Here is an 18,361-nt window from a genome sequence, read left to right on the forward strand (position 1 = left end):
CCTTGGTATCTCGTTTTAACAGGAATTGCTCCCGTAAATATGAGCGTAAACTATCCTGATTTCCAATTAACTCCATTTTCTCCCGGTAGTTTGGCACACTGGCATTCATTATCGCTAATTAGGCATGATTATGCTCATGCTCACATCCGTCAGCAATGTCATGTCCTTAATCCCCTTTGTTAAGCATATAGGTATCGATGCCGGTTGTAATTGCATCTACCATTTGCTGCTGGTATTCGGGGTCGGACATCAGCTCATCCTCAGTAGGATTCGTCATAAAACCAAGCTCGATTAGCACTACAGGCACCTGCGACCAATTAAAGCCAGTCAGGTCACTCCGTGCGACCATTCCCCTTGAGGCAGCAGTCGTACCTGCCTTTAATGCTTCCAGAATAGCTTCAGCTGCGTGCTGGCTTGCCGGTTGAATGCTTTGCGTCGCCTCCACCCTGGCATCCGGGTATAAAACGGAGAAGCCTTTGGCTTTAGGTGATTCATTGCCATCCGCGTGAATACGAATTGCCAGCTGTGCATTTGCCGCATTCGCCATCTCGGCTCTTTCTACATTACTGATATCAACATCGTGTTCCTCGCGTGTCATCTGTACTTCAAACCCCTGCTGGATTAGTGCCTGCTTTAGCAGTACAGCTATCTCCAGATTAAGAACGTATTCCGGTTTACCCGTAGCTACCCCCGTTGTACCGCCAGTAACCTTGGCCTTCCTCTCTTTCGATCCAGGAGAGACGGGCTCCAGCTGCGAATTGCCTCTACGTTGGTGGCCGGGATCGAGGAAGATAAGCCCTCGCGATACTACCTCTGGTTCATCGGGTAGCGCTGCAGCTTCTGACTGTTGAACGTGCTGTACGGCTGGAGCGCTAGGCGCAGGATGCGGCATCGCGGGCACTGGCGACGCTTGCGGCTGCTCCACGTCACTGTCGGGCTCAGCCCCCGCGTTGCCCGGAGCGGCTATCGAGCCGGTAGCTTGAGCTGCTGATGGCACAACAAGCGGTGCTATTTGTGACACAGGCAAAGTGCGCTCTGGCTGCTTTGCCATTTGGTCTGGCAATGGGCTATAAGCTATAAAGAAAGACATAGCTACAAACGCCAATAAGGCGGCGAAGCCACTCGTTTTCAGCTTGTTCAAGCACGATCGGCTCCCTTCTAAAATCGAATACGTAACCCCGCTCAATCGGGTATGTGGAAGTATCTATCTCTCTTAAAACGGCTCAACACCGAAATCAGTGCTTAACCAGTACGGGTTAATCTCTTAATCAATCTTATTCATTGTGACTCATTTCCAGCTAGGTTTCAAGGGTATGGCTTTATATGGAAGGCGTTACCCCACTACAGCTAAAAAACTCTTGGAATCATCCAAGAGCCCTTTTTTGCTGCAGCTTACTTTAATAGTATCGGTTCATGCATGTTTGGTCGATGTATGATGCTGTGCACCATCAGCACTGTGCTTTATTACGCTAACGATGCTGCAATTGCACATTGCTGCTTTCAAACGAAAGCGCAGTATCCATAAATCCTTCTTCACGGCTCAATAAAGCGAGGTCGCCTTTGCCATTGCCATCCAAATCCGCAACCATCAGCTTACCCCCCAGCTTTCCCCATGGACCAAAGGTGGACAATAGCGAGTATCCGCCAGCTCCATCGCCTAAATATACGCTAGAACGCGATGTATCGGGATTCCAGCGCAAAATATCTGCTTTGCCATCTCCGTTGTAATCACTGAAACGCAGATAGCCATCCTCATTGGGAATGCCCAGCTCCTGCTTATTTTGTGTCCATTCCAGCGTTGTGAGGTTCGGCTCCCATTCGATGCCCCGGTTGGCACCAGTCTTGGAGGAAAACAGGACAGTCGTGCCGTTATCGCGTTTTCGAAGCTGGAGATCATTTTTAAACGGATTATTGAATTTAAAAGGCTTCAAGGGCTTTATTGATTCCTTGCTCACCTGATAACCAAACATTTCCATTTTATCAAGGGTGAGCCCAGCAACAACTACATCGCCTCCCGCTTGCGGTATTACATAAAGCTCGCTGCATTTGCGTGGATCTACCTTCCAACTGCTTTTCAAGGAGAAGCTGTTCCCGTCCACAGTAAACCGCTCCAGCCTGCCCGAAGACTGCGAGATCCACAGATCTTCAAAGCCCGTTCCATTGAGGCTTTTACCTCCTAATGCAGCTGCCGAGCCCTCCTTGAAGGCTGATTTCGCCCAAACCGCAGGCAGTCCCTGCACCTCATTACGCATACCAGCAAAAGAACCTGCCGAAACGGATATCAGCCCATTTTTGGCATTCCAGGTGACCATATCGGTTTGTCCATCACCGGTGACATCCCCTAGCATTAATTTATCTTGGGCTGTTTGACTTACAGAGACGCTATGGGCTGGAGTGAACGGCACATAATCCTGAATGGAGAAAAAGGAGTAACGCTTCGCCTTCAATCCTAATACCAGCTTTTGGAGTAGGCTTTTATCCTGGCTTACGTATCGAAACTCAGGCAGTCCATCACGGGTTACTGGCTCTCCCATCTCATCCAATACGGGCACCATTTGCTTAAACTCCAAAAAAGGATGAAAAAAGAAGGAGGGCACAATATTCGACTTGCCGACACGATCCAAAATTAGCTTTTCATCTTTATTGGAAGGAATATAATCAAAAGGCGTAGGCACGTAAGCTGCACCCCTGCTCGATTCACCATACCCGCTATTTCGTTTGTTCACATATTGGGCAGCCGGTGTATTCCGGTCGGTCTGTACATCCGCCTGATAGTTCAAACCAAAATAAGTGCGGAATAATTCATCCTGCTCGGGCGTTGAACGATAATGCGGCGCTTCCCAGAAGCGGGGCTCCAGGCCTGCCTTTTTGAAAATAGTCAGTGCTTCCTTAACTCTCGGCTCTGCGAAAGCGGCCGTCAATGTTTCAGGGGAACCAGGATTATTAAACTCATTGCCGATACCGGAATCCTGATGCCCATCATCACGGCGTACATTGCCGACTTGGTGGGTATAGCCATGCATGCCCATTGTCGCACCATTGCTTACTGCGTCCTTCAGCAGCTTTTGAAAGGATGCCACATAAGGATTATCCGTTTGGTCCAAGGATACATCATATCGGCTGCCATCCGTAGGCATACTGATCCAGCGTGGAATGACGGCCAGATGATAAAGTACCTGCTGGTCGCGCAAATATTCAAGAACCGTGCGCAGCTTACCAAGATCCTCGATCGTTTCGTACTGGCCGCCGGGTCCTATATCCTCAAGCCTCATCAATACAAAACGGGGATTTGACGCTTCGCCATCAACCGTAATAATGAGATAGAATAAGAACACAATACTGATCAAAACAATAGATAGCACATATTTTAACCACTTATGCTTGAATAGGACGGCCATTTTCCATCATGCTCCCTCTGGATGCTAACATAAATTAAAACGCTTACATTTCAATTATTCTTAGGTGCGTGGGTTTTCTACGATGATTGTAACAGATATCTGGTTTCTCGAACATCCATTTTCAAAATTATTTTATCACCTACCCATAAAACAAAAAACAGGAGCAAAATCCTATAAAGGATCTGCCCCTGCTTCAATTCAAATATTCAAAATAAGGACTAAATACCCTTATCCAGCTTTAACCTCCACTTCTTCCGGCCTATATATAGATATCACATCGCCATCGCTGTTGCTGGCAAACATAACCGTCCGTTCACTCTCCAATTGAAAAGAGTAGTTTACGCCTGTAACGGGGTCTTTGACGCTAATCTCTGCATCAACCGCATACTCCGAAACAAAGATGAACAAGGCTCCGTCCCGGTAGCTAAGCTTGCGTCCATATACCCCTGGTAAGTCGCTACCTTGCAGCCATTCCAGCTCCTGTGTGACCCCGGCCGCCGCCATAGCATGTTTATATAGCTCGATCAACGGCTCCAGTCTGTTGTTCAGCTCAACTGGAAGCGGGCACCAGATCAATCGGCCACCCCCGATCTGCACGTCCGTCAGTTGGATTGCTCCAACGTGTCCTCGGCTTGCTGCGGCTATGGTCTGCTTTGCGGCTTCGGTGCTGATCCCAGTTCCTGTCCCATCCAAGCCAATAGCAGGACGGATTACCGGCAGCTGCTTATTTGCATCGGCAATTCTCGCGCCTCCGAATGAAACCGGCAGCTTCCGCCCGTTTATCTCCAACAGCTCCTCGCGGAGCAAATTGGCCACTACTGTGTCGCCGATCGTATCGGCCAGCCTTGCTTGCGGGCGCCAATATTCATCCAGCCCAACGGGTCCGGTTATGAGCAGCACGCCTCCTTGGCTACTGATATGCGCGATCAGTTTATCAAGCGCCTCCGTGCTAAAGTTATGCGCACTTGGCACGATAACCAGCCTTGGCATACATTCGCTTAAGGAATCCAGGTGGTATTCACTTAACCCGCGGACATGCACATTCATATTATAGGATAACGTTCGAACTAAATGGGTGGTCGATTCATAAGCCAGCTTGCGGTTGGAAAAATCGTTGGAATAAGGGAATACAACAGCAATCTCCTCCAGCTTGCGATCCACGAATAGGTCGCGAATCGATTCCATAAATTGTCCAAAATCATACGATACGTCAGCCTCCGGCTTTTCCGTACCATCCGCCCGCAACGCGCCGATATTGGACTCATTAATATTGTTCATATAAAAATTCGTATTCCATATCCATTGGACAGCTCCGGCTCCACCTGTGGAGAATGCATACGCATATTTGCGCTCAAGTATGTTGCGCAGCTCAGCTTCATTTCGTTTGGCGCGGCCATCCGGCGTTTCTACATACATGATGCCTGTTTCCTGAATTACATTCGGTTTATCGGCTGCCTTAGTGAACACGCCATCCCATACGAGGTCGTCCATCTTCCACCAGGAATGGACAGTTGTGTAATCCACAGCCTCCGCGTAAAAGAAGGGTGATGGCCGCTGGGCACCCAGCCCTTCATCCTGGCCAACCGTTACCAGCTGTTTGGGCTGAATAGCGCGAATCGTTTGGATCAACTGGGCAGCCCAATGATTATGCATCTCCATCGTGAACAACGTGTAATCAAGCCATGGCCCGCCTTTTTTGGCCAAATTCTCGGTCGTTTTAAAATTGATCTGCTCTGGCTCGGGCAGTTGTGCCGCTTCAAACGCCGGAAGCTCTTCAGGCGTCATGTTCCAACGCTCCTGCAGCAGGCGAATCGTGCCATGGCGCTGCTTCAGCCAATCGGTAAACGCTTGGCGCTCGAACCGATCCTGGCAGGAACGCGGGCCTGAGAATAAACGCAGCGGATCGAACATCGTGGGCTCATTGATGAGGTCCCAGTGGACATTCGTCGAATCCTTATGCCGCGATACAATCGCTGCAAGAAAACGTTTCTGCGCTTCCACACTTCGCGGATCCAGATAGGGATTCACACCATCCCAGGCCTCAGGTGTAAAAGCGAAAAAGTTAAAGGTGACCTCAAGCTCATAACGCTTGGCTGTCAGCACGAAAGCATCGATTGCCCTCAGCACTTCCTCATAAGGATGGCCATCCACAAACATAATGCTCCGCCAAGCCGTCCAGATCCCCGTCCTAATTAAATTGATGCCTGCCCGTTTCATCTGCGCCATATCGCGATCCCAAACGGCAACGTTCGGCATTAACAGAAACTTCCTAGCCACGTCGCTGGTCATATAAGTCATGCCTACAATAGGCAAAGGACGTCCATTTTTCCAAAAATAATCACGGTCAACAACGAGCATTTCTCCCTGCTGTAGCAGCTCCATGTCTATGCCCCAATAGCCTTGGCGCAGCTTGCGAACCTCTCCATTCGAGGAAATCGCATTGCATTCCACAATGTGGAATCCAGCTGCCACGGGAATGGGTACTGCGACACGGGCAAAATCCAGCTCTCTTGAGGCAGTAAGCTTCCTCTCTCCTTGCCACAGCTCCGTGAAAAGCTCATTGTCGTAAGAGAAGTTAGGGTCTGCGGTTACCGCTGTACTGTCATTTGCCTTTAGCAAACGAAGCCTAAACGTCCATTCCGTTGCTTTCGTTGCTCCCGAGATAAAGCCGCTTCCGGCTTGCTGCAAGGAACCCGCTCGATTGGCAAACACTGTCGCTTTAGGATTTGCAATCTTTTGCAGCTGTAAGCTGACGGTTACCTGATCCCCAGGCTCATAGGAGGCATAATTCGTCTTAAGCCATAACTCCGTCACACCAAGCGCTGTATGTCTGCCCAAATCCATCAGAAGACTGGCGCCGCCGTCCTGCCAGAAGACTGGCCTTAGCTGCTGGTTAATGAAAATCCAGCTGCCGCCAGCGTAATCACCTTTTGTATTCTCGATCAATACAGCCGGTGCGGCTATTTCACGCTTAATCGCGCCCTCTTTTGTGCCAACCATTAACGGATAAATATGAGCATCCATAGGTCCGCTTGATCCTAGCTGGCCGGGCTGGTCATCCACTTTGGTCACATGAAGCACCAAGCCATAGGTAGGCTCAATGGTAAATAGCTGCATGTTCCCTTCTAATAAAGGGATATCCGTGTTGGCTGACAGCTTTGCAATCGGCGACGGGTCAATCGCTATTGCCTCATGGATATTCAACTGCTGGTGATATCCGGTTTGTTCGGGTTCAATCATCCAGCTTTTTAATCCGGCATGGCCATTGGCAGCTTCATCGGCAGCTTCATATACGGGGAGCTTAAAGGGCGCCCCCCCAGAAACCACTAAGCCCTTTCCCTGGCGTAAATGCTGCAGCATACTGGACCATGCCGCTTTAGGCACATAAGGCGCGTGTAAATAAATAATAGAATCCGCCTCGGGAAGGCGTTGCGCAAGCTCCTGGGCATTGACGATCATTGCATGCTGGCTAAGCGCCTCCAACGCAGCAGCATCAGGACGGGCTCCTGCATAGGGAAAGCTTGGATCATAAAAAACAAGTAGTTGTCCCATTATTTGACCTCCATCTATTTTGTTAGGTTTGTTAGGTGAATAGGGTATTTTCCGTGACCCACTTTAATGCTATGATAAGAAATAGTCAAACTCTTTCTTCATGCTGTACAATATGTAAGTATTGCCTAACTATTTCTTCAGGAGTTGAGCTGCATCCCTAACCAACACACCAAGCCTATAAAGCAGAAAATTACTATGCAGCTAATAGCAGATAGGCTGAATGTATCCAAATATGCCGTTTCACAAGCTTTATCTGGTAAAATCGGTGTTAGTGAAGCCACAAGACAAGATGTCGAAGCTATGGCAAGGTCGCTTGGCTACCAATATAAACCTGCCAAAAAAGCTTCAATTGTAGAGGCAGCCCTTGTATCTAGCCAGGCTGAAGTTAGGCAAGCTAACCAAGCGGAGAATTTGGATATGAATAAAGCTAAGCCCTGTGTAGCGATCTGGATTGATGAATCACAGCGCTATGAGCCTAGCTTTTGGTCACGAGTCCTTGATGGTGCCATGAGAGGCTGCATGGATAACGGCTGGAAAACGGAGATACACCCCTACAGCAGGCATTTACAAAAGGCGGATTTAACTAACGAGGCGGTTAAACGTATTTCTTCCTATATAGGTGCAATTGTAATAGGAACGCTTCCCGTCAGCTTGCTGAACAAGCTGGTGCTGCAGCAAGCAACCCATATCCCGGTTATTCTAGTTGATCATGAAGAACCATTAATACGCGCAGATTGCATACTGAATGCAAATCTGGAAGCAGCCCAAGCGGCTTGCCGCCACCTCTTGTCGCAAAGCTGCAAGCGGATCCTCTTTGTGGGCAAGGATCATTATTCGGCAAGCTTCAAGGACCGTTGGTGGGGCTGCCGCCAGGCGATGGATGAGAGTGCCCGCCAGGCAGAAGGCTATACGCTTAAAAAATGGACGATCTCCTATAACCAGCCCAATTGGGAGATGCAGCTAGCCAAACGTATTGGATTATTGCAGCAAGGCGAGCTGCCGGATGGATTTATATGTGCTAATGATGCTATTGCTCTTACGCTTCTCAAGCTGCTCCAACAGCAACAAATTGTGGTGCCTGATCAGTGCAAGGTCATTGGTATCGACAATATTGACGCTGGCGCCTCATCCGAGCCTCCACTCACCACAGTTGAACTGGCGAAGGAGCTGCTGGGCAACAGAGCAGTGGAGGCATTGGCACGAAGGCTCTCCCATCCTAGCGCGTATCCAGAAAAAATCATTTTATCAGAACGGTTAATTGTGCGGAATTCAGGATAAGGAAGTCGCTACAGCAGAGAAACGCAATCTTCGGTAATCCGCGATCCAACGCTCACCATCAAAAAGCTGCTTTTGCAGCAATTCTTCACAACGTGAATATGCCTCTTCTTTCTCGTTCGAGTCGAGCCCGACAAAAAACATGCCAGCGAATGCTTCCAGCCAGTTTCTCAGCCCAGCTATACCGCCATCTAAAGGTGTAGGGCGGTCATAGAGCTCCATAAACCGGACTTCAAAGCCATCCTTCTCCAGCAAGCTGCTATATTCGCTTATTGTCGGGAAGTACCAAGGGAAGCGTGCTTTAGCATCCATTCCGTAGGCTTGCAGCACTGCTGCTATTGCTTCATAGATAGCTCCGATATTACCTTTACCGCCAAACTCGGCAACGAAACGTCCGCTATCGTGCAGTGCCAGCCGTACCGACTGAATCACACGCTCTGGCTCGGTCATCCAATGCAAGGCAGCGTTGGAGAATACCGCATCCACCCGCTTTTCTATGCGGAAGGTGTGGGCATCGGCAACCATGAATGATAGCGACGGATACTTGGCTTTAGCTTGGTTAATCATTTCCATGGAGCCATCTATGCCTAAACAGTCGGCACCACTTTGCGAAATGATCGCAGCCAAATCACCCGTTCCACAGCCCAAATCAACAATTTTTTCATGGCTCTGGGGCGCCAGCAATTCGACCACTCCTTTTCCCAAGCGTGATACATAGCCGATATTACTGTCATAATGACCAGCATTCCATTGTCCATCTAGCGGTTTATCCATACGTCTTCAGCTCCTTTAGGTCCATTATGAAGCGAAGCCCGCAGGAATGGAAATATATAAAATGCATATTTTTAATAGTTTTTTCCTATATATCGTTTTTCACAGGTTCTACACACGGTTTTCTTATTTCTACCACATCATAGAAGGTCGTTTCTACCTAATTTTGACTTGATTATTTATTTTGGCTTATTTCCATTTACTTATGAAAACGAGAAGCGATATAATAGATTCGTTGTACCTATTTAAACAATCTATCGACAGATTTCACTTAAAATGTATTTTATTTAAATATTTTACCAATGTGAAAAGATGCAGGCAGGTGAATTTAGGATGCAGAAGATTCCAGTCACACGAGATGGCAAAAGAGGCTCGGACATTAAACTCCTCAATTCCGACGAAGTTGTCAAGATCGAGCTTGTTAAGGATAAGGAATATATTATCCATACGGTAAATGACAAATATTATTGGACAGCTTCGCTTGAGGCCTTTGAGGAATGGATGTACGAGGAGGGATTTCGGTTAATCGACCATATGAATCTGGTCAATATGAACCATGTTATCGAGTATGATGCCAGAAAAGGAACAGTTTACTTGGGAACCGAGAATGAGGCTGGAACTAAAACTGCGGACGCTGCATGGATTCATAAAGACCATATTACAAACGTTAAAAGCATGCTGGACGAGCTCAAAAAGCTGGATAAAAGCATGGACCCTGCTGAGTTTCATGATGATATTTTCGAGGATATTGTTGCTCAGGAGGAAGACCTGCGGTTTGCTCGCTCCTATGCCATGATCCAGGCCATTTATGATCGAAAAAAAGCAGAAAAACAACTGGAGCAAAGCGAGCTGCGTTATAAATCATTATTCCAACATAACCCCGATCCCATCTGCTCCTTCGATCTCCAAGGGAATTGTACCAGCGCTAATCCGGCCATCTTTCACATAACGGGTTATACAGAGGCCGAGCTATTGAATAAATCCATTCACCATTTGATTATTAATGAGCATTTAGATCGATGGCATGAGCAATTTGCTGGAACCTTAAGCGGACAAACCCATTTATATGAAATTAATTTTTTACACAAAAATGGTGCCGTTGTCGAATTAAGCATACTTAATGTACCTATTTTCGTAAACGAGCAAATCAATGGTGTTTATATGATCGGCAAGGATATAAGCCAAAGCAAACGAGCGGAAGAAATGCTAATTCGATCTGAGAAGCTCTCGATTGTCGGGCAATTGGCTGCAGGCGTCGCCCATGAAATACGTAACCCCTTAACTTCACTTAAAGGCTTCGTACAATTAATGCAATCCAAGCTGACAGGTTATGATAACTATTTCGAAATTATGATGGATGAACTGGAGCGAATCAATTTTATTGTCAGTGAATTTCTGGTTATCTCCAAGCCGCAATCTATGGTTTTCCAACCCAAAAATGTCCAAATCATTATGCAAAACACGTTAACGTTACTAAAAACACAGGCCTTGCTGCACGATGTGGAGCTAATTCTGGAAACGGATAATCAATTGCTCAATATCAATTGCGATGAAAATCAAATTAAACAGGTATTTATTAATATTTTGAACAACTCTATCGAATCGATGAATACTGGCGGAACCATTCGTATTGAGCTTTTGATGCTGGATCGTCGGCAAGTTATGATCCGTTTTACCGACCAGGGCTGCGGTATTCCACAAGACCGTATTCCACGGCTTGGCGAACCCTTTTATACAACCAAAGAAAAAGGAACCGGTCTAGGTTTAATGGTCACATTCAAAATTATTGAGAACCATGGCGGAAAGCTATCCATTAAAAGTGAGGTCGATGTTGGCACCGTGGTTGAAATTTCGATTCCAGCCGCTCTATAGGATAAGCTAGTTATTGGCTGGAGTAGCGATAGCCCGGAAATTAGGATACGGCGAATAATAGGGCGGCTGGCCCGGATAGGGATATGGGTACGGGTATGGATACGGATATGGCGCAGGGTAATAAGAAGGAATCGGAGGCGCCAAAAACGGCGTTAGCCCCACAAAGGGCAGCAATGAGTTGTAGCCTCCTCCACCGTGAAAGCCTCCATGAAAGCCACCCCCATGATAAGCTCCATGGTAACCGCCTCCTGGATAACCTCCAAAATGCTTAGGCTCGTACTTGGGCCTGAGGGACTCCGGCTGTAAGGCTTGGGAGGGAAGCTCCATTTGTTCCTTTTGTTTAGTCATAATAGCTCTCCTTTTTCTATATCAATTAGGCAATTTTTACTAACCATACTATGTACATTCGCCCAATCGGTGAGCTGGCCTAAGGAAAATGGACTGGTCTTTGTGTAAACAAACCTAGAAAGAAAAAAAGTAGCCCCCCACAATCCATGTTTCATGGCTGTGAGGGACTTTTATTACTCCTACCGGTTCAATAAGCTTCCTACATAACGCAACAGCTCATTGGCGGATGCTACCGTATAGCCGTGCTCATCTACCAATCGGCTTATGACCTCATTGATTCGTTTAAGCTGCATTTCATCCGGAGTTTTAGTTGAAGTTGTAATTTTTACGATATCCTTCAGATCCGTGAATAGCTTCTTCTCGATCGCCTCACGCAGCCGTTCATGGCTACTGTAATTGAACCGATGCCCCTTGCGGGAGTAAGAGGACATGCGGATCAGAATTTCCTCGCGGAACGCTTTTTTGGCATTCTCCGATATCCCGATCTGCTCCTCAATCGAGCGCATCAGACGTTCATCCGGATCCATCTCCTCGCCTGTCATTGGATCCTTGACTTTGCCCCAGTTGCAGTAGGATTCGATATTGTCGAGATAGTTGTTAAACAAGGTTTTGGCGGATTCTTCAAAAGAATATACAAAAGCCTTCTGTACTTCTTTTTTGGCTAAATCGTCATATTCCTTGCGAGCTACTGAAATAAAATTCAAATAGCGCTCTCTTTCCTCCTTAGTGATGGATGGGTGCTGGTCCAGCCCTTCCTTTAACGAGCGCAGCACGTCAAGTGCATTAATGAATTGCAGGTCTTGGCGTATTAGTGCGCTGGAAATGCGGTTAATGACATAACGCGGATCGATGCCGGACATACCTTCTTCCAAATACTCGTTTTGCATTTCCTTCAGATCCGCTTCTTTATAGCCCTCTACCTCCTCACCGTCGTACATCCGCATTTTCTTCACTAAATCCATGCCTTGCTTTTTCGATTCCTTAAGCCGGGTCAGGATAGAAAAAATTGCAGCTGCACGCAGAGAATGCGGAGCTATATGCACATGCGCCATATCGCTTTGCCCGATTAGCTTGTTGTAAATTTTAATTTCATCGGACACTTTCAAATTATAAGGAATGGGCATAACAATCATTCTGGATTGCAGGGCTTCATTCTTTTTGTTGGAAATAAACGATTTGTATTCGGTTTCGTTGGTATGGGCAACGATTAATTCATCAGCAGATATGAGCGCGAACCGCCCCGCTTTGAAATTCCCCTCCTGGGTTAGCGACAGCAGGTTCCAGAGAAATTTCTCATCACACTTCAACATCTCTTGAAATTCCATAATGCCGCGGTTGGCTTTGTTCAATTCCCCATCGAACCGATAAGCACGAGGATCGGATTCAGATCCAAATTCGGTAATCGTCGAGAAATCCATGCTTCCTGTCAAATCGGCTATATCCTGGGATTTGGGATCGGAAGGACTGAAGGTACCTATTCCAACCCGGCTTTCCTCGGATACAAACACCCGTTCCACTAACACATCCTCGATTCTCCCGTGGTACTCGGTCCGCAAGCGCATTTGGCAGGATGGGCATAGGCTTCCCTCAATTTTAACTCCGAGCTCTACCTCCACATCACGGCGCAGCATATCCGGGATCAAATGCAGCGGCTCCTCGTGCATCGGACATCCTTTAATGGCGTAAACAGCTCCCTCCTCGGTTCTTGAGAACATCTCCAAGCCCCGCTTCAGTAGCGTCACAATGGTCGATTTTCCGCCGCTGACGGGTCCCATCAGCAGTAGGATCCGTTTGCGCACCTCTAACCGTCTTGCTGCTGAGTGGAAGTATTCTTCGACTAGCCTTTCTATGGCTTGGTCAAGCCCGAATATATCCTGGTCAAAAAAACGGTACCTGCGTTTACCATTCTCATCACCGACACCTTGAGCAGCTAGCATCTGGTAAACCCTGCTGTGGGCCGTCATCGCCAAGTACGGTTTTTTACGGACCAATTCAATATATTCTGCAAAGGTTCCTGTCCAAGCCAATTGGTCTATTTCCATACGATGGTCCGAAATTTTTTTGAATATGTCCATGGGTTGACCTCCTTAAAGTTTTCCGCAGGAAAACTTACTTCATACACGCTTGAACGAGAGCAGCATCAAATTACAGTGTAATAAATAAGTATGCAAAGAGAGTGGATAAGTTGCCCTTAAATTTTAGACAAAATTTTGTGTTATACTTAGATTAGTTTGGGTAAACGCATAGTAAAGGAGTTTAATGAGCTGTGCCTATTAAAACAGAAACTGAGCTGTATGCGCCGGTGAAATCGTATTTCGAGCAGCAAGGCTATTCAGTCAGAGGCGAAGTCCATCATTGTGACCTGGTCGCCATACGTGGTGAAGAGCCTCCGATCATTGTTGAATTAAAAAAAACATTTGCTATTCCCCTGCTGCTTCAAGGTATTGACCGACTGCGGCTGAGCCGATGTGTGTATGTAGCCTTCGAGATGCCTAACAAAGGCAAGGCTCCTCATGGAGCGAGCTGGCCGCAGCTGCGCAAGCTGTGCCAAATGCTCGGGGTTGGGATGATCACTGTGCAATTTTTCAAAAGAAAGCAACCTGCTGTGCTTGTCGAATGCCATCCGCCTCAAGCTGCCGCCGTGCCCGCTGTGGCTCCGGCATCTGCTGATTTACTGCTGGCATTAGCTTCACAAGCATCCCCACCAGCAGATAATACCGCTGTAGCACCCATGTATGCTCCCACCACCCTGCCTCGCCTTAATAAACGAGCTGCTGATGGGATCGTCCGTGAATTCCGGGAACGTCGTGCCGATTATAACGTGGGAGGCAGCACCAAGCTCAAGCTTATGACCTCCTACCGTGAAAAGGCACTGCATCTTGCCCAACTGCTGCAGCATCATGGAACCTTAAGTCCGGTTCGTTTACGTGATCTGACGGGCAATGCCAAAGTGGCAAGCTTGCTGCAAAAAAACTATTACCGCTGGTTTCAGCGGGTAAAAAGAGGTGTCTATTGCTTAACCCCTCTCGGTGAAGAAGCATTGATTACTTATGAACACGTAGTAGTAGAACTTCCGCCTATAAACAGCCATACATAACCTGAAGGGAGATGTTGATAGCCTATGACCCATCATACTGGCTCCAGACAAAAGCGCTTTAAAAGCAGCTCCATATCTTACCGTGTATATGGCCTTATCTTCTTCTGCCTGCTTTTATTGGTTGGGCTATCTTGGTCGCGATGGATGTCTCCCTCTGCCCGTTCGGCAGAAGTAGATGCTGCTGGTGAACCTTCAACCCCAGCATATTCAGCTTCTGCAAATGATGCGCAGTCTCCCATTGCTGAGTCCATCCCTACTCCCATTTCCGAAATTGCCCTGACTCCGACAGCTCCACCTGCATCTGCTGATCCTGTGCCCGCTCCAACGTCTTCCTCTGCTGATCCTACTTCTGCTCCAATTGCCGAGCCTGTACCTGCTGCTTCTGGCGATATTGCTGCTCCTGCAGCTTCCACTGCTTCTGCACCACCCTCAGAAAAAGCTACTGTTGTCGAATTTAATCCTCCGTATATTCCTGTTCTAAACTATCATAGTATTACGATTGACCCTGGCAACCGCGCTGTCATAACACCTGCTAAGTTCGAAGCACAAATGCAATATTTAGCGAATCATGGATATAAAACGCTTTCATTACAGCAATTTATGGACTACATGGACAATAAGGCAACGGGGATGCCTGAGAAGCCTATTTTACTAACCTTTGATGATGGCTATGCGGATAACCACGAACATGCTTTGCCCATTTTGCGAAGCCTGCAATTTCAAGCCACTTTATTTGTCTCTCCAGGCACAACTGAGGATGGTTACTTTCTCAACTGGGAACAAATTAAAGAAATGCATCAAGCCGGTTGGGATATTCAGCCTCATGGCATGACACATCCCTATCTTCCGAAATTGGCTGCCAAGGACCAAAACTACGAAATTATAGAAGCCAAACGACAAATTGATGAGCAGCTTCAAATCGATACGAATGTATTCTGCTATCCCTATGGTGAAAGAAATACAACGACATTGAACGTGCTCAAAGACAATGGCTTTCGTTATGCATTCACCATTGACCAAGGCATGACTACCCGCACTCAGGATCCGTTGCTGCTAAAGCGCATATTCGTCAACGGAGAAGAAACGATCGAGCAATGGATTAGCCGATTAGAGAACAAAAACGCCAAGGCGACCAAATAAACGCCTTACTTATCCCTTTATCACTCCCTGTTATACAAATGGTTGAAGGAGGTAATAATAAATTCCATAACAACCATGAATAGGAAGCAGGGAGCCCCATGAATCCAACCGACCCCCATGAGCCTGATTCCTCCTCAGGCTCCAATACTCCTATATCTGAGTGGCTCCAGCCTAATATCGAGCTTCTTCAATCTATATATACGGATTGTGATGACGTCGTATTCCATATGTTCACCTTCGGCAACCATATCCATGCTTTGCTTATATATATAGCAGGGCTAACCGATACGGAAGCTCTAAATCAACAGGTGTTGACTCCGCTTATCCAAGATCAGAAGCTTAAAGATGGCGAGCTTCTCTCGATGCTCAAAGAAGTGCTACCCGTCTCTAAATCGGAGCATATCACCACCATCGATGAGATCATAGAAAGCATATCAATGGGTATGCCCGTTATTCTCATTGACGGGGAAAGCTTCGGGCTTACGCTTGGCTTAAGTAAATGGGAGCAAAGAGGCGTTGAGGAGCCGGTGTCCGAGTCTGTGATCCGTGGCCCCCGTGAGGGCTTCACCGAAACCTTGAGCATCAATATGTCTTTGCTTCGCCGCAAGCTCCGCAGCCCTTCCTTCAAAATGCGAACACTTCAGCTTGGACATTACACCCACACGAGGGTGGTCCTGGCCTATATTGACGAATTAGCGGACGATGGGCTTATCGAGGAAATGATGGCGCGAATGCAACGGATCAACATCGACGGGATATTGGAGAGCGGTTATATCGAGGAGCTTATTCGCGATTCCGCAGCCTCTCCATTCCCTCAGGTAATGTCCACCGAGAGACCGGATATTGTGGCAGCCAGTTTATTGGAAGGGCGGGCTGCTATTCTTGTTGACGGGACGCCCATGGCATTGATAGCGCCCACTACGCTTTATTCAATGCTGCAATCACCCGAGGACTATTACCAAAGCTATTTTTTGGGTACGTTTATCCGCTGGACACGGTACCTCTTTCTTGTATTTGCATTGCTGGGCCCTTCTATGTATGTGGCTGTGCTTACCTTCCACCAAGAAATGCTGCCTACTACACTGTTGCTGAGCATTTCCAAATCACGTGAGGATATCCCGTTTCCCGCTTTGGCAGAGGCCTTGCTGATGGAGATTACTTTCGAAGGCTTGCGTGAGGCAGGTTTGCGCTTGCCCAAGCAGGTCGGTGCTGCTGTAAGTATCGTTGGCGCCCTCGTTATTGGACAGGCCGCCACCTCTGCTGGGCTGGTATCCGCACCTATGGTCATGGTTGTGGCGCTTACAGGCATCGCCTCTTTTATGATTCCCCACTTCACCATTAGCATTGCCATCCGGCTGCTGCGGTTTCCCATCATGTTTCTTGCAGGCATGCTGGGATTGCTTGGCATCATGTTAGGCGTCATCCTGATTGTTATTCATCTTTGCTCGCTCCGCTCCTTTGGCGTACCTTACCTCGATTCACTTGCCCCTATGAAAAAAGGAGAGTGGAAGGATGTTTTATTCCGCGCTCCGTTATGGAGCATGAATAAAAGACCAAGCCTAACGGGCACCCCTAATTTATATCGACAGCCAGCCGGCAAGAAGCAGGGACCCCAGAAAGGGGGAGCCTAGACATGGTTAGAAAGCATCCCCATACATGCTTCAAAGACAACTACTTGCTGCCGTTACTGCGAAGGGCTGCATTATTGGGAGCATTGGTGTTGGTCATCTTAGCTTCAGCAGGCTGCTGGGACCGCAAAGAAATTAATGATTTGGCATTTGTGATGGGGGCCGCCATCGACCAAAAGAGTGATGGTGTCATCGAGCTTTCCGTTCAAGTCTTTCTACCTAAAGCGGCTGGAGCCGGACAAGCAACAGGCGGTCAAGCAGCAACCAAAGGGAGTGGATCCGAACAGACCATGGTCAGATACGCCGAAGGGATATCCATAGCGGATGCCATGTCCCATCTCCAAGAACGATTGCCCCGCGAAATATTTTGGGGACATAATGAGGTTTATATCTTTGGGGAGGCTCGTGCCCAGCATGGAATCCGTGAGGATGTTGATTTTATACTTCGTTCTTCCAAGCCGCGCGAACGCTCCCAAGTATTTATTAGTAAGGGGCAAGCCAAGGATACATTAGAGCTGATACCACCGCTAGAGCGAAATTCCTCCGAGGTGCTACGGGAGCTTTCTGCCTTTCATACGGGTTTGGAGGTAACGATGAAAAATTTGGCCGAGCAGCTTACAGGCGATACCAATGCCGGAGCCATTCCCTATATAGTCAAACTGCCTCCAGAGCCTGGAAAACCCGCTACCCAGACAATTTCCTATATCCAAGGGAGTGCTATATTTAAAAACGGCAAGATGGTTGGAACCATGGATAATCGTGAAACACGTGGCATTCTTTGGTTGCGGAATGAAGTTAAAAAATCATTTTTTACAGTGACACCCGATAATTCCAAAGGCTATGTCTCGGTCACGATGATCCGCAGCTACACCCAATTAATTCCAACCCTTGTCGATGGCACTTGGAAGATGACGGTCCACATCGAAACCGAAAATGGTATCCAGCAAAATACGACAGGAAACAATCTTGGTGACCTCGAGTGGTTAAAAACAGTGGAGACCAGCTTAGACGAAGCGATCAAAGCCCGTATACAAACCGTGCTAAAGATTGCACAGAAGGACTATCACTCCGATATCTTCGGCTTTGCTGATGCTTTCCACAAAAAACACCCTAAGCAGTGGAACCTCGCAAAAGGCCATTGGAGCGATGTATTTACTACGATGGAGGTCGAGGTGCTTTCACATTCACGTATTCTTCGGCCGGGTGTATCCAATTCGGATGCCATTTCTCCTCAGAAAGGAGTCGATTCCCAATAAAAACGGCAAGCATTATAGCATTAA

General features: G+C 47.6%; 12 protein-coding genes. 6 read left to right on the forward strand and 6 right to left on the reverse strand.

What is annotated here, in order from left to right; genetic code table 11:
* Positions 1-166: 166 nt before the first annotated feature.
* The 3 genes from G9U52_RS05035 to G9U52_RS05045 all read right to left on the reverse strand — a co-directional run bounded on the left by G9U52_RS05035 (position 167) and on the right by G9U52_RS05045 (position 6,950).
* On the reverse strand, positions 167-1,141 hold the full coding sequence (locus tag G9U52_RS05035; protein WP_166146931.1) for an N-acetylmuramoyl-L-alanine amidase family protein: 975 nt from the start codon (positions 1,139-1,141) through the stop codon (positions 167-169).
* Positions 1,142-1,469: 328 nt separating this feature from the next.
* Positions 1,470-3,398 carry a DUF2334 domain-containing protein gene (locus G9U52_RS05040; RefSeq protein ID WP_166146933.1) on the reverse strand — a complete coding sequence of 643 codons (1,929 nt, stop codon included), beginning with the start codon at positions 3,396-3,398 and terminating at the stop codon, positions 1,470-1,472.
* A 228-nt stretch (positions 3,399-3,626) separates the two neighbouring features.
* Positions 3,627-6,950: a beta-galactosidase gene (locus tag G9U52_RS05045; protein ID WP_166146935.1), complete on the reverse strand. Its 3,324-nt coding sequence runs from the start codon at positions 6,948-6,950 to the stop codon at positions 3,627-3,629.
* A gap of 195 nt (positions 6,951-7,145) precedes the next feature.
* Here G9U52_RS05045 and G9U52_RS05050 point away from each other — a divergent pair, with 195 nt between their 5' ends.
* The gene (locus G9U52_RS05050) at positions 7,146-8,228 is read left to right on the forward strand and encodes a LacI family DNA-binding transcriptional regulator (RefSeq protein WP_166146937.1); all 1,083 of its coding nucleotides are present in this window, start codon (positions 7,146-7,148) and stop codon (positions 8,226-8,228) included.
* Here G9U52_RS05050 and G9U52_RS05055 read toward each other — a convergent pair.
* Positions 8,220-8,999 (reverse strand): class I SAM-dependent methyltransferase, encoded by a 780-nt coding sequence (locus G9U52_RS05055; RefSeq protein WP_166146939.1) that lies wholly within the window; start codon positions 8,997-8,999, stop codon positions 8,220-8,222. The genes G9U52_RS05050 and G9U52_RS05055 overlap by 9 nt on opposite strands.
* A 330-nt stretch (positions 9,000-9,329) precedes the next feature.
* On the opposite strand from G9U52_RS05055, the gene G9U52_RS05060 reads away from it, so the two are divergent.
* Positions 9,330-10,868, forward strand: a complete 1,539-nt coding sequence (locus tag G9U52_RS05060) for a PAS domain-containing sensor histidine kinase (protein ID WP_166146942.1) — start codon at positions 9,330-9,332, stop codon at positions 10,866-10,868.
* Positions 10,869-10,874: 6 nt separating this feature from the next.
* Here the strand turns inward: G9U52_RS05060 and G9U52_RS05065 are convergent, their stop codons facing one another.
* Together G9U52_RS05065 and G9U52_RS05070 are read right to left on the reverse strand one after the other, a co-directional pair.
* On the reverse strand, positions 10,875-11,216 hold the full coding sequence (locus G9U52_RS05065) for a hypothetical protein (RefSeq protein ID WP_207952811.1): 342 nt from the start codon (positions 11,214-11,216) through the stop codon (positions 10,875-10,877).
* 179 nt (positions 11,217-11,395) lie between these two features.
* Positions 11,396-13,291 (reverse strand): ATP-dependent protease PrkA, encoded by a 1,896-nt coding sequence (locus G9U52_RS05070; protein ID WP_166146944.1) that lies wholly within the window; start codon positions 13,289-13,291, stop codon positions 11,396-11,398.
* Between the two features lie 191 nt (positions 13,292-13,482).
* Between G9U52_RS05070 and G9U52_RS05075 the strand changes: the two genes are divergently transcribed.
* The 4 genes from G9U52_RS05075 (at position 13,483) to G9U52_RS05090 (ending at position 18,337) form a co-directional block, all read left to right on the forward strand.
* Positions 13,483-14,313, forward strand: a complete 831-nt coding sequence (locus G9U52_RS05075) for a DUF2161 family putative PD-(D/E)XK-type phosphodiesterase (RefSeq protein ID WP_166146947.1) — start codon at positions 13,483-13,485, stop codon at positions 14,311-14,313.
* A 24-nt stretch (positions 14,314-14,337) separates the two neighbouring features.
* On the forward strand, positions 14,338-15,453 hold the full coding sequence (locus tag G9U52_RS39780) for a polysaccharide deacetylase family protein (protein ID WP_243767153.1): 1,116 nt from the start codon (positions 14,338-14,340) through the stop codon (positions 15,451-15,453).
* Between the two features lie 98 nt (positions 15,454-15,551).
* On the forward strand, positions 15,552-17,084 hold the full coding sequence (locus G9U52_RS05085; protein WP_166146949.1) for a spore germination protein: 1,533 nt from the start codon (positions 15,552-15,554) through the stop codon (positions 17,082-17,084).
* A gap of 2 nt (positions 17,085-17,086) precedes the next feature.
* Positions 17,087-18,337, forward strand: a complete 1,251-nt coding sequence (locus G9U52_RS05090; RefSeq protein WP_166146950.1) for a Ger(x)C family spore germination protein — start codon at positions 17,087-17,089, stop codon at positions 18,335-18,337.
* Positions 18,338-18,361: the final 24 nt, after the last annotated feature.

The organism is Paenibacillus agricola (genome assembly GCF_011440305.1).
GTDB lineage: Bacteria > Bacillota > Bacilli > Paenibacillales > NBRC-103111 > Paenibacillus_S > Paenibacillus_S agricola.